This window comes from Pectobacterium sp. F1-1, assembly GCF_025643735.1.
Taxonomy (GTDB): domain Bacteria; phylum Pseudomonadota; class Gammaproteobacteria; order Enterobacterales; family Enterobacteriaceae; genus Pectobacterium; species Pectobacterium colocasium.
On record NZ_CP104733.1, the window covers coordinates 178,774 to 191,134 of the forward strand.

Annotated in this window: 12 protein-coding genes and 1 pseudogene; 1 reads left to right on the top strand and 12 read right to left on the bottom strand. The window is 54.9% G+C overall.

Annotated features, from left to right (window positions below):
- Positions 1-91 precede the first annotated feature (91 nt).
- From rraA to priA, 7 genes and pseudogenes are all read right to left on the bottom strand, one after another.
- Positions 92-579, bottom strand: a pseudogene (gene rraA / locus NAL19_RS00795) (ribonuclease E activity regulator RraA).
- Between the two features lie 134 nt (positions 580-713).
- Positions 714-1,631: a 1,4-dihydroxy-2-naphthoate polyprenyltransferase gene (locus tag NAL19_RS00800; protein ID WP_225086498.1), complete on the bottom strand. Its 918-nt coding sequence runs from the start codon at positions 1,629-1,631 to the stop codon at positions 714-716.
- A 145-nt stretch (positions 1,632-1,776) separates the two neighbouring features.
- Complete coding sequence (hslU, locus tag NAL19_RS00805; RefSeq protein ID WP_010299298.1) at positions 1,777-3,108, bottom strand: HslU--HslV peptidase ATPase subunit; 1,332 nt, start codon at positions 3,106-3,108, stop codon at positions 1,777-1,779.
- Positions 3,109-3,117: 9 nt separating this feature from the next.
- Positions 3,118-3,648: an ATP-dependent protease subunit HslV gene (gene hslV / locus NAL19_RS00810; protein WP_005973334.1), complete on the bottom strand. Its 531-nt coding sequence runs from the start codon at positions 3,646-3,648 to the stop codon at positions 3,118-3,120.
- Positions 3,649-3,731: 83 nt separating this feature from the next.
- Complete coding sequence (ftsN, locus tag NAL19_RS00815; protein ID WP_263058499.1) at positions 3,732-4,622, bottom strand: cell division protein FtsN; 891 nt, start codon at positions 4,620-4,622, stop codon at positions 3,732-3,734.
- Positions 4,623-4,711: 89 nt separating this feature from the next.
- Positions 4,712-5,755 (bottom strand): DNA-binding transcriptional regulator CytR, encoded by a 1,044-nt coding sequence (cytR, locus tag NAL19_RS00820; protein WP_263058500.1) that lies wholly within the window; start codon positions 5,753-5,755, stop codon positions 4,712-4,714.
- A gap of 288 nt (positions 5,756-6,043) precedes the next feature.
- Positions 6,044-8,242: a primosomal protein N' gene (priA, locus tag NAL19_RS00825; protein ID WP_263058501.1), complete on the bottom strand. Its 2,199-nt coding sequence runs from the start codon at positions 8,240-8,242 to the stop codon at positions 6,044-6,046.
- A 313-nt stretch (positions 8,243-8,555) separates the two neighbouring features.
- Between priA and rpmE the strand changes: the two genes are divergently transcribed.
- On the top strand, positions 8,556-8,771 hold the full coding sequence (rpmE, locus tag NAL19_RS00830; protein WP_010281510.1) for a 50S ribosomal protein L31: 216 nt from the start codon (positions 8,556-8,558) through the stop codon (positions 8,769-8,771).
- Between the two features lie 96 nt (positions 8,772-8,867).
- Here the strand turns inward: rpmE and NAL19_RS00835 are convergent, their stop codons facing one another.
- From NAL19_RS00835 to NAL19_RS00855, 5 genes are all read right to left on the bottom strand, one after another.
- Complete coding sequence (locus NAL19_RS00835; protein ID WP_263058502.1) at positions 8,868-9,278, bottom strand: type II toxin-antitoxin system HicB family antitoxin; 411 nt, start codon at positions 9,276-9,278, stop codon at positions 8,868-8,870.
- 27 nt (positions 9,279-9,305) lie between these two features.
- A complete protein-coding gene (locus NAL19_RS00840) occupies positions 9,306-9,485 on the bottom strand; it encodes a type II toxin-antitoxin system HicA family toxin (RefSeq protein WP_010281507.1) in 180 nt (59 codons plus the stop codon).
- A 98-nt stretch (positions 9,486-9,583) separates the two neighbouring features.
- The gene (locus NAL19_RS00845) at positions 9,584-10,594 is read right to left on the bottom strand and encodes a FecCD family ABC transporter permease (protein WP_263058503.1); all 1,011 of its coding nucleotides are present in this window, start codon (positions 10,592-10,594) and stop codon (positions 9,584-9,586) included.
- Entirely contained in the window at positions 10,591-11,553 is a 963-nt protein-coding gene (locus NAL19_RS00850) for an ABC transporter substrate-binding protein (RefSeq protein ID WP_263059770.1), read from the bottom strand. The genes NAL19_RS00845 and NAL19_RS00850 overlap by 4 nt, the downstream gene beginning before the upstream one ends.
- 9 nt (positions 11,554-11,562) lie before the next feature.
- Entirely contained in the window at positions 11,563-12,360 is a 798-nt protein-coding gene (locus NAL19_RS00855) for an ABC transporter ATP-binding protein (protein ID WP_263058504.1), read from the bottom strand.
- Position 12,361: the final 1 nt, after the last annotated feature.

The window sequence follows — 12,361 nt, forward strand, 5'->3', positions numbered from 1 at the left end:
TCAATTATCGATTGAGCCAAATAAAAAAGGGCGGTTATCGCCCTTTTTTGTGATGATGTTACCGCAATAAAAACGCGGAGATTCAACGATATTATTCAATATCCAGCGGGTCTTCCGCCAGAATGATGCCAGTATTATCGGCATACAAATGATCACCGGAGAAGAAGGTCACGCCACCGAAGTTGACGCGAATATCGCTTTCGCCGATACCTTCGCTACTGGCACCGACCGGAATCGCGGCCATCGCCTGAATACCAATATCCAGCTCAGCTAAATCGTCGACCTGACGCACCGCGCCATAAACGACAATGCCTTCCCATTCGTTTTGCGTCGCCAACCGGGCGATTTCCGCGTTGATCAACGCGCGGCGCACGGAACCCCCGCCATCGACCAGAAGCACGCGCCCCAAGGGCCGTTCTCTTCAAGGAGATCGAACAGCAGGCCGTTATCCTCAAAACATTTCACCGTGGTGATTTTGCCACCAAATGAAGTACGCCCGCCAAAGTTAGAGAACAGAGGCTCAACAACATTCACCTCTTCGTGGTAGATATCGCACAGTTCGGAAGTATCGTATTTCATAGGATTAACGTCTGTTTGCCGCCGGAATCATGAGTATATCCCTTTCTGGCGGCTGTTGGCAAAATCATCAAATGTTAACTTGATGCGCATCAGTAAATACGCGCCGCTTTTCGCCTGCGCTCACTTTACCCGCACTAACTCAGTATCACACCCACGGCGAACAGAATGTTGGTCAGCAGCGCACCTTTCACCGTTTTTTCTAACATCGGGCGCATGCTGAATGCGCTGGTTTCACGCAGCACATAGCGCGCCTGCTTAATCAGCAACGGAAGTGCCAGAATAAAGAGCCAGCCCGCCAGACTGTGCAGATAAAACGTGGCAAACAGACCGAGACAAACCGGCGCCAGCAGCAGCAGCATCGTGTGGTAGAAGCGCGCTTTTTCCGCGCCGAGGCGCACCGCCAGTGTGTTTTTGCCGCTGATGCGATCGTTGTCGATATCGCGCAGGTTGTTGATGTTCAGGACCGCCGTAGCCAGCAGACCGCAGGCCGTGGCAGGCAGCATCACGATGCTGTCGAAGTGGCCGGTTTGCAGATAATACGACCCGGCGACGCTGAGCCAGCCGAAAAAAATCAGCACCGAGATATCACCGAGCCCAATGTAACCGTAGGGCTTGTTACCGACGGTATAGGTGATGGCGGCGAAAATCGCCAGCAGTCCCAGAATCAGGAAACCAAAGATATCTGCGGGCTTTTCACACGCCAGAATCACCAGACTCACGCCGGAAATGATGGTGAGCACCACCGTCACGATCAGTGCATTGCGCAGTTGCACCAGCGTAATGGCACCGGTCTGGATACCGCGCAGTGGCCCGATACGATCCTCGGTATCGCTGCCTTTTACCGCATCCCCATAGTCGTTCGCCAGATTGGAAAGGATTTGCAGCAGTCCGGCGGTCAACAACGCCAGTAATGCTACGCCCGGTTTAAAGCTGCTATGCCAGCTCGCAATCGCCGAGCCGGTGACGATGGACGCGAAAGCTAATGGCAACGTTTTTGGACGCAGACTATCCAGCCAGGCTTTGGTTTTGCTGCTATGGGTTGATAAGGTCATGGTGCGCTTCAATTTTTATTGACGATCCAATTGCGTGAATCATCTGTTTATAAACAAGAAAAGTCAGTGATGGCGGTGTCAGAAACAAAAGTGGGAGGCCAACGCCTCCCACTTTGTCGTTAATCGTGCGATCCGCGAAAACGGATTATAAGATAAATCGACTCAGATCTTCATCTGCTACTAATTCATCCAGATGATTACGTACGTAATCTGCGTCAATGGTAACGCTTTGGCCGTTCATTTCGCTGGCGTCGTAAGAAACGTCTTCGATCAGACGCTCCATCACGGTATGCAGACGGCGTGCGCCGATATTCTCGGTGCTTTCGTTTACCTGCCAGGCTGCTTCGGCAATACGGCGGATGCCATCGGCCGTGAACGAAATATCCACACCTTCCGTCGCCATCAGCGCTTTGTACTGCTCTGTCAACGAGGCGCTAGGTTCTGTCAGGATGCGCTCGAAATCTTCCGTCGTCAGCGCCTGCAATTCCACGCGAATCGGCAGACGTCCCTGCAATTCAGGAATCAGATCGGACGGGCTGGCAACCTGGAACGCGCCGGAGGCGATAAACAGGATGTGGTCGGTTTTGACCATGCCGTGTTTGGTGGACACGGTACAGCCTTCAACCAGTGGCAGCAGATCGCGCTGAACGCCTTCACGGGACACATCCGGGCCGGAGCTTTCACCACGCTTACAGATTTTGTCGATCTCATCAATGAACACGATACCGTGCTGCTCAACGGCTTCAATCGCCTGCTGCTTCAACTCTTCCGGGTTCACCAGCTTGGCGGCTTCTTCTTCTATCAGCAGTTTGAAGGCGTCTTTGATTTTGATCTTGCGGGCTTTCTGCTTTTGGCCTGCCAGATTCTGGAACATGGACTGGAGCTGATTGGTCATCTCTTCCATGCCCGGTGGTGCCATGATCTCTACGCCAACAGGCGCAGCAGCCAGATCGATCTCGATCTCTTTGTCGTCCAATTGGCCTTCACGCAGTTTCTTGCGGAATGCCTGGCGTGCTGCGGAAGGTTCAGGTGTGCTTTCTGCCTGCCCCCAGTTGTTCTTCGCTGGTGGAATCAGCACGTCCAGAATGCGGTCTTCCGCCATCTCTTCCGCACGGAAACGGTTTTTTTCGATGGACTGGAGGCGCACCATTTTGATCGCGGAATCCGTCAGATCGCGGATGATGGAGTCAACTTCTTTACCGACATAGCCCACTTCGGTGAATTTGGTTGCTTCCACTTTGATGAACGGCGCATTGGCGAGCTTTGCCAGACGACGAGCGATTTCGGTTTTACCGACGCCGGTCGGGCCGATCATGAGAATGTTTTTAGGCGTCACTTCATGACGAAGTGCTTCGTCCAACTGCATACGGCGCCAGCGGTTACGCAGCGCGATGGAAACGGCACGTTTCGCTTTATGCTGGCCGATGATATAGCTGTCGAGTTCGCTGACTATCTCGCGCGGGGTCATTTCAGACATAGTTGATCCTTACGCCTTGGAGGCTAATTCTTCTATCGTGTGGAACTGGTTGGTGTAGATACAGATGTCGCCAGCAATCCCCAGCGATTTTTCGACGATATCACGCGCACCCAGCTCGGTGTTTTCCAGTAACGCACGCGCGGCAGCCTGTGCATAAGGACCGCCGGAACCAATCGCGATCAGATCGTTTTCAGGCTGCACGACATCGCCATTACCAGTAATGATCAGCGAGGCATTTTCGTCCGCGACGGCCAACAGGGCTTCCAGCTTGCGTAGCATACGGTCGGTACGCCAGTCTTTCGCCAGCTCGACAGCGGCTTTCACCAGATGACCCTGGTGCAATTCCAGCTTGCGTTCAAAAAGCTCAAAAAGGGTGAAGGCATCCGCCGTGCCGCCTGCGAAACCGGCGATGACGCGGTCATGGTAGAGGCGACGTACCTTACGCACGTTGCCTTTCATCACGGTGTTGCCCAGAGTGGCTTGTCCATCACCGCCAATGACCACCTGGCCGTTGCGGCGTACGCTTACAATTGTTGTCACGAGTTAGTCCCCGTTTGAAGAAAAAGATCCCCGCATGATTCGGGGCGCATTGATGTTATAGATGGGGGAAGGCGTGGGGTTTTTCAACCCCCGCTGGCAAGAGGAATACAGTTTGATGCGCCCGCACTCTTCAGGCGTTGGATCATGCTATCTGCGGCAGCACGATTGTTATAAGGCCCCAGCATAATACGGTTCCAGCCACCGTTGGAGGTAATGCGACTTTCGATACCGGCAAACGCCAGCTGCGCTCGCACCGATTCGGCAGGATCCAGAGTTTTGAAGGAACCACATTGAATCGCCCAACGTTGAGTTTTTTCGACTTTTGGCGCTTCAGGCTGCTTGACCGGCTGTTGCTTCGGCGCTTCCTGTTTTGGCGTTTCTTGTCTTGCAATGTCTTGTTTTGGAATATCTTGTCTTGGAACCGCTGGCGTCGTTTGCGTGACCGCCGGTGCCCGCGTGGTGGGCTGCGTCGTCACAACAGGTGGCTGCTGCATCGGTTGTGTCGGCGGCTTAATCGTCACCTGAGAGCGCGGAACCTGCGTCTGGTCGTTATACGGCACTTCGGAAAGCTGTGTTGGCTGGCGACGCATATCAGACTGCATCTGTTCCAGCAGTTGGCGCTGTTCATCCGTCAACTGCACTGGCGACTGAATCTCGCCCCCCGCGGAAGGCTCCGTTGGCGCCGTGACGCCCAACTGACGATTTTCCAACTCTTTGATGTAGCGCCAGCGTTCTTCTGGCTTGGGTGGCAGCCCGTTACCTTTACCCACGTTTTGATGCGGCAGAACGGGGGACTCGTCGGGTTTGTTATGGGCGATAAAGTACAGACCGCCCGCGAAGGTGACCAAAACGGCAACAGCCAAGGCGATCATCGTTTTTGATGCACCTGAAGCCTTGCCTTTTTTTCGGCTATTTGTCGTTTTCCGACGCGTCCCTGATGAACGTCCCCGGCTCACGTAGTCTCTTTGTGCCACTGTCGTTTCGCTGTGAATTGATTAGGTAATTAACATAATTAGGGGGTCATGTTACTGAACCCTCAAATATTTGACCAGCACCTGAAGTCTTAAAGCCTGTTACGGGCGTAATTCGGCGCGGCGACGCTATCGCGGATAACCAGTTCACTGGACAACAGACGGGAACCGCTTTGTACTGTGTTACCTTGCAACTGCTCTAAGAGTAGCAGCATTGCCTCGCGTCCGATCTGATAACGCGGCTGGGCGACAGACGTCAGCGGCGGCCAGCTGTATCTCGCCTGTTCAATATCATCGAAACCGACGACGGAAAGGTCGCGCGGGATATCCAGCCCCATCTTTCTGGCCTGCGCCAGCACGCCCAGCGCCATGAGATCGCTATGACAGAAGATCGCGCTGGGCGGCTGCGGGTGCTGCATCAGCGCAATCAGGCCGTGCATCCCGGTTTCATAGGTGAAATCGCCCCGGAAGATGTACTGGTTGTCGATGAGAATCCCGTTGCGCCGTAGAGCCTGAATATATCCCTGTAGGCGATATTGGCTCAGGTGCATATGCTCCGGGCCAGCAATGCAGGCGATGCGCTGATGACCCGCCTGATGCAGATAATGTACGGCTTCAAAGGCGGCGGTCAGGTTATCTATATGCACGGTGGGCAGTGCCAGATCCGGTGAGAACTCATTCGCCATCACCATCGGCGGCAGATTACGCTGCTCTTCCTGACCGGCATCAAATGGCAGATGAGAGCCGAGCAACACCATGCCGTCGATCTGTTTGGTAATAATCAGATCGACGAAGGTTTTTTCTTTCTGATGCTGGTGGGCACAGTCGCCAATCAACACCAGATAGCCGTGTTCGGCTGCGGTTTCCTCGATCCCGCGAAAGATTTCAGAGAAATAAGGATCGCAGATATCCGGTACGATCGTCAGGATCGTACGCGATTCGTTACGCTTGAGGTTCCTGTTGAGCGCGTGGGGCGAATAGCCAACGGCGATGACAGCCTGCTCGACCTTCCTGCGGGTGGCCGCAGAGACTTTTTCTGGGTTCATTAACGTTCGGGATACGGTCGCGGTGGAAACGCCCGCCTCATCCGCCACGTCTTTCATCGTCGCCGTGGTGACGCCTTTCTTCTGCTTCAACGCTTTTCTCCTTGCGTCAGCGTTAACTGGCGCTGACTGTCAGCAGAACGCTCCTGTCTACTGACTTTCTATGATGACGGGTAACGATTTTCGGCACGGTATACCGACTGAATGGCACAGTATGTCAGTACACGACCAGCCTCAGCATACTGCCTGCGCAGACAGTGATAACAGATTGAACGCAGGTTTTGTTGCTTAATTTGCACGGAAAGTGTGATGAATATCGTGTTCTCGACGCTGCTCGCAAAAAAAGCGTGGCAAGAAACCGACATGATCTAACAGGAAACGCTAACCGTCCGTGGGATCGACATCCAGCATCCATTTCACTTTACGTGCTTGCGGCAGCGTGCCGATCAACGCCATCGAGGTTCTGACCAGTTTCTGCAATAGCGCTCGGGAAGGGTGCTGTAGTAAAAGCTGCCAGCGGAAGCGCCCCGCGCGTTTGGGTTGTAAAGCGGGTACCGGGCCCAGCAGCCAGAGTGATTCATCTCGCAATGGGCTCGCCTCCAGCAAATTACGCAATTGCTGGAGGAATAAGGCGGCCTGCTGATTATCGTGATCGTCAGCGCGGAAGAGGATATGGCTGGTAAACGGCGGCAGAAAAACGCTTTTCCGTTCGGTAAGCGCCTGGCTGGCAAAGGCATCGTAACCCTGTTGTAGCAGCGTTTGTAATAGCGGGTGATCCGGGTGGTGAGTTTGCAACGCCACTTCGCCCGCCTTGCCCGCACGCCCTGCGCGACCTGCCACCTGAGTGTAGAGCTGGGCAAAACGCTCTGCGGCGCGGAAGTCGGCAGAAAACAGCGAACCGTCCACGTCCAGCAGGGCAACCAGCGTTACGTCAGGGAAGTGATGGCCTTTCGCCAACATCTGTGTGCCGATGAGAAGACGTGCGCCGCCTTGCCTGACTTGTGAGAGCTGCTGCTCAAGCGCGCCTTTACGGCTGGTGGTATCACGATCGATACGGGTGATCGGAACATCAGGAAATAGCGGAGCAAGGCTTTGCTCCAACTGCTCGGTGCCCAGACCGACGGGCACCATATGCGTTGAACCGCAACTGGGGCACTGTTGTGGCACTGGACGCTGGCTGTCGCAGTGGTGGCAGCGCAACATTTTCTGATGCTGGTGGTAGGTATAGTAGTGATCGCAGCGCTGACATTCGGCAATCCAGCCGCATTCGTGGCACATCACTACGGGAGCGAACCCGCGCCGATTAAGGAACAAAATGACCTGATTATCGTTTGTCAGATGGTGGCGAATGCGGGTAATCAGAGGCTGGGATAATCCCGCCGTCAACGGTAGTCCTTTCAGATCGATAACGTGCTGTTTGGCCAATGCGGCATTGCCCGCTCTTTTGGTCAGATTCAAGCGTCGATACTTGCCGATCTGGACGTTATACAGCGTTTCCAGCGCGGGCGTCGCCGTTCCCATGACGATAGGAATGTCTTCTTCTCTGGCGCGGAACACCGCCAAGTCGCGAGCGTGATAACGCCAGCCTTCCTGCTGTTTATAGGAGTTGTCGTGTTCTTCATCAATCACGATCAGCCCCAAACGGGCAAAAGGGGTAAATAGTGCCGATCGTGTCCCGATGACGATCGCGGCTTCACCGCTGCGGGCGCGTAGCCAGACGGCAAGGCGTTCGCTGTCGTTGAGTGCCGAGTGCAGGACATCCACCGGCGCGTTAAAGCGTTCACGGAAGCGGGCGATGGTTTGCGGCGTCAGCCCAATTTCCGGGACTAACACCAACGCCTGTTTGCCCTGCGCCAGTACGTTTTCCAGCACGCTGAGATAGACTTCGGTTTTGCCTGAACCGGTGATGCCCGCAAGCAACCAGGCGGCAAAGTGATTATCTTCGCTGCGGATCGCACCAACGGCGGTGGCCTGCTCGGTATTTAGACGTAGCCTGTCGGTCGCCAGACTAAAGCTTTGACGCCAGTCATGGAGCGTTTGCTCTGCGACCTGTAGTTCGCACAGCCCTTTGCTACGCAGTGCCTGCAACGCCGTTTCCGTCAGCCCGATTTCGCTCACCTGATGGCGATAAATTGGCGACTGAAGTAAGGCTGCCAGCGCCTGCTGCTGCTTCACGGCGCGTTTGAGCGTGCTGAGCGGGGTCGCCCGACCCTGTTCGGTGGCAAACCACTGCCAGAGCGGGGCACGGTGTGCGGGTTTCCCCTGACGCAGTAATATCGGCAATGCATGGAACAGCACTTCGCCAATCGGATAGTGATAATACTCAACAGCCCACAGCAAAATGCGCCACAGGCTGGGTGGGAACAGCGGCTGTTCGTCCAGCACATCATGTACGGGTTTTAATTGCTCAAGCGGAAGTTCGCTGGTGTCGTTCAGTGCGGTAATAATGCCGATGGCTTTACGGTTACCAAAGGAGACGCTGACGCGCGCGCCAACCTGCGGAGCGATACCTCCAGCGGGCAGCAAATAATCGAATGTACGTGCCAATGGCACGGGCAAAGCGACCTGAGCGACAGACATAACCTCTCCGTGATAATCGACGTGGATTAGCGCGGCGATCCACGACACAACCGGGTGGTTTGTATCACGCGCCGAGCAGGGTGAAAATAACGCAAGGTGCTAGTGTACATGCTGCGAGGGATAATGTGTGGATGCGATTGCATCGGGGTATCAGATTCTGTATGATCCGCCGCCACTATGCTGTTTGCACAAATGATGAATCGTTCGCGAAAATCATTGCGCCGTTCGCATAATGAACTTACTTATACAACTTTCGTGTGGTGTCTGGCGGAACAGGGCTGGATAGCGACACGGCCTTAACTGAGGTTTCCCCATGAAAAAAGGTATTCACCCGAATTATTCTGCAGTTACTGTAACTTGCTCTTGCGGTAACGTGATCAAAACCCATTCTACCGTGGGTCGTGACCTGAACCTGGATGTTTGTGGCGAATGCCACCCGTTCTACACCGGCAAACAACGTGATGTTGCAACGGGTGGCCGTGTTGACCGCTTCAACAAGCGTTTCTCCGTACCAGGCGCTAAAAAATAAGTTCTACTGGCCTCATTGGCACAGTAACTTTGACAAAGGCACCGACAGGTGCCTTTGTTGTTTCTGGTGGTTCAGCGTTGTTCATCGAGAAATTGTTCATCGGGAAGACGAGATTTGCTCTAATGCCGCCTGCGCGAGAAACCCTGAGCGGCTTTTAAATTCAGGATTACTCGCCACGCAACGATCAATTCGGTCAATCAGCGATTTAGGCAGCGTGACGTTAATTTTTTCTGAACCACCCATTAAACGCGTCACATCGATATCAACAACCGCCCACGTGTACCCAGCGTATTCTGCGCTTTTTGCCAACTGGCCTACTGACGACACGGTGGGAATATCCTGACCCATCTCTATCAGCAGTTCGATATGTCCGGTAATTGCCTCTTTCGCATTCGTGATGGCATCGTCTAGCGTATCGCCCGCAGAAAAACAGCCCGGTAGATCTGGCACGGTTACACCGTATGCGTGGGTATCGTCGCCTGCTTCAATTGCAATCGGATAAAACATAGTTAAGCCTCTTCGAGTCAGCGATGATCATATTCCTGCTTGTTTCCTGATGCTTTTTACCGTGCCTATCGGTAAATCTTTCTTAGGGTGGGGGATTGTGACTAACCCCGGTTTGCTAGGGTGCATAAAATGGTGGTGGCTGCCGTTCACTCTTATCAGTTCCCACCCATCGGCCTTGATTTCTGCTATTAACGTCCTGCTATCCATCCCTGCACCCCGTTGCCCTTTACTACGATAATGATAACCCCAATAACTCCATCTGGCAATATTTGGGGGTTATTGGAGTTATTTCAAACCTGCATTTTTCATCCCTGCTGACGTTTTACCAGCATCCCCAGAACGAAGACGCCGCCTAACCCCGCCGTAATAATCCCAATGGGCAATTCCTGTGGTGCCAGTAGCTGCCGGCTGAGCCAATCGCCACCGCATAGCAGTATCGCGCCCAATACGGCGGTCATCGGCAGAAGCCGCTTGTGTAGCACGCCGCTCAGCGGCCGGGCCAGATGGGGAATCATCAGGCCGATAAAACCGATCATGCCGGTCAGCGCGACTAGCAGCGAGGTGGCGAACGCGCAGCAGATAAAAATTTCCACCCGTACGCGAGACAGGTTAACGCCCATTGAGGCTGCGGTTTGTCCGCCAGCCAGCAGCGCATCGAGCGCACGCCAGCGTAGGGCAGTGAGGCCGAATAGCAGCAGAACGCTGAATACTGCAAAAGGTAGCGTGTCCCAACGGGCAAGGCCTAGCCCGCCCAGCGACCAGAAAAGAATCGAGCTGGCAGCTCGCTGATCGCCGGAAAACACCAGGTAGTTCGTCAGTGCGCCGAACAGAAAAGAGATCGCCAATCCGCAAATGATCAGGCGTTCTGCGCCTCGCGCCTGTTGCAGCAGGAATAGCACCGTCACAGCAACGGCCGATAAGATACCGCCACAGAAGGCCGCCATCGGCAGCGCCCAGTCACCGAGTTGCTCGCCAAAACGGGTGATGACAGCGACCGCTCCTGCCGAGGCTCCGGCAGACAGGCCAAACAGAAAAGGGTCGGCCAGATCGTTACGGGTTGCCGTTTGCAAAAAGGCACCGACCATTGCCAATCCCGCGCCGCACAGTGCCGCCAGCAGGCTGCGGGGAATGCGCAGTTCCAGAATGATACGTGACGTCATCGGCGAGACATCCGCCGATGATAGCCCTAAGACGCTGGCGACCTGCGTGAGGGGAATTGTCGTGCTGCCTGTCGCAATATTTAACAGCATCAGCCCGACCAGTATTAGCAGCGCAATAACGAAGGTTGCGGCATAACGTGAAGACGTTGGACTCACTGAAAGGCATCCGGGTAGAGTGCGTGCGCCAGTTTATCGACGGCCGCGATATTCGCCGGCCCCGGCGTGAGCTCCGCATATTGCAGCTTTAGATAGCGATGCTGCTGTACGGCGGGGGTAAATTTCATCAGCGGGTGTGATTCCAGAAAACGTCTTAACGCATCCGCGCCGTTGCCCGTCTGGTAATCCAGCAAAATAATGAAATCAGGCTCGCGTGCCGCTACGTTTTCCCACGATGTCGAGGCCCAGCTCGTTGCCATATCGTCCATTACGTTTCTGCCGCCTGCGGCCTCAATGATGGCGGTTGGCATGGCGAATTTCCCGCTGGTAAAAGGTTTATCGTCGCCAGAGTCATACAGGAAAACCGTCTGCTTTGGCCGATCGCCAATACGGGTTTGCAGTTCGGAAATCTGCTGTTTCCAGCCATCAATCTGTTCCTGAGCCTGTTCCTGCTTACCGAAAATTTTCCCCAGTTTCAGCATGTCGCCGTAAAGCAGCTCCATGCTGGCTCGCGGGCGCAGCAGCTGTTGTTCGGTAAACACGCAGCTTTCGCTGAGTACCAGCGTTTGAATGCCGTATTTTTTCAGCGCTTGCGGCGTGACGTCGCCACCGACTTTCATGCCGTAGTTCCACCCGGCAAAGAAGAAATCCGGGTGTACGGCCAACAGGTTTTCCAACGTCGGGTATTTTGCTGCCAGTTCGGGGATCGTGCCCTGCTGTTTGATAAAGTCTGGAGGCGCTTTATACCAGCCAGTGATCCCGGTCACGCCGACGATACTTTTTTGCAACCCAAGCGCAAATGCCATCTCCGTCATATTCAGGTCATGAATCACGGCGCGCTGCGGCGGCTGGGTGAACGTTAATGGTTGCCCACAGCTGTCGACTGTGACCGGAAAGCCAGAGGCGTGCGCCCAGCACGACGTCAATGCCAGCACTCCAGACAGAAGCGTTATTTTCATCATGATTCCTTAGTGCAGTTCAGGGGCTTCAAAGATGCGAATGGGCGAACCGTTTATCGGGTGCGGCACCGTAAAGCTTTCCATCCCAAATACGGATTTCACACAGTCGGCGCTCAGCGCGTGTGCGGGCGTTCCCCAGCGGAGTAGCGTTCCCTGCTGCAAAACGGCGACGCGGTCGGCAAAGGGGGTGATCAGTGGCAGATCGTGCAGCACCGCCAGCGTTGAAATACCGCGTTTCCGTACCAGAGACAGCAACTGCGCACGCGCTAACGGATCGAGATGGTTCGTCGGTTCATCCAGCAGCAGAAGTTGTGGCGTTTGCGCAAAAGCACGTGCCAGCGCGGCGCGCTGACGTTCCCCGCCGGAGAGTGTCCCCAGCAGACGGTGTCGCAGCGGTAATAAGCCGGTATCGTCCAGCGCCTCTTCGATGAGCTGGCGATCGTACGCAGGCGTGCTGAATCCGTGGTGTGGAATTCGCCCCAAAGCAACGTATTCCGCGACTCGTAGACGCAGATCCGGCGTATCGTTCTGGGCCAGAATCGCGATGCGCTTTGCTCGCTCATGGCGGCTGAGCGTATTCAGCGGCTGACCATTCAGATGGATGTATCCCGTCGTTGTGCCGAGTTCGCTGGTTAACACGCGTAGCAGCGTGGATTTGCCGCTGCCGTTGGGCCCAATCAGCGCTAAACGTTCACCCGCCTGCATGGACAGCGAAATATCACTGAGTCTCGGTGCACGATTCGCGTCGGCGACGGAAACATCGTGCAGTTGTAGCAGCACGCGGCTGGCGGAGAGAGGCTCTATCATG

What these genes read in the sequence shown, in the direction of transcription:
- NAL19_RS00800 (WP_225086498.1), bottom strand. Translation starts at nt 1,631, where the DNA reads ATGACCTTATCAACCCATAGCAGCAAAACCAAAGCCTGGCTGGATAGT.
- rpmE (WP_010281510.1), top strand. Translation starts at nt 8,556, where the DNA reads ATGAAAAAAGGTATTCACCCGAATTATTCTGCAGTTACTGTAACTTGC.
- priA (WP_263058501.1), bottom strand. Translation starts at nt 8,242, where the DNA reads ATGTCTGTCGCTCAGGTCGCTTTGCCCGTGCCATTGGCACGTACATTC.
- NAL19_RS00850 (WP_263059770.1), bottom strand. Translation starts at nt 11,553, where the DNA reads ATGAAAATAACGCTTCTGTCTGGAGTGCTGGCATTGACGTCGTGCTGG.
- NAL19_RS00840 (WP_010281507.1), bottom strand. Translation starts at nt 9,485, where the DNA reads ATGGATAGCAGGACGTTAATAGCAGAAATCAAGGCCGATGGGTGGGAA.
- NAL19_RS00855 (WP_263058504.1), bottom strand. Translation starts at nt 12,360, where the DNA reads ATGATAGAGCCTCTCTCCGCCAGCCGCGTGCTGCTACAACTGCACGAT.
- hslU (WP_010299298.1), bottom strand. Translation starts at nt 3,108, where the DNA reads ATGTCTGAAATGACCCCGCGCGAGATAGTCAGCGAACTCGACAGCTAT.
- NAL19_RS00835 (WP_263058502.1), bottom strand. Translation starts at nt 9,278, where the DNA reads ATGTTTTATCCGATTGCAATTGAAGCAGGCGACGATACCCACGCATAC.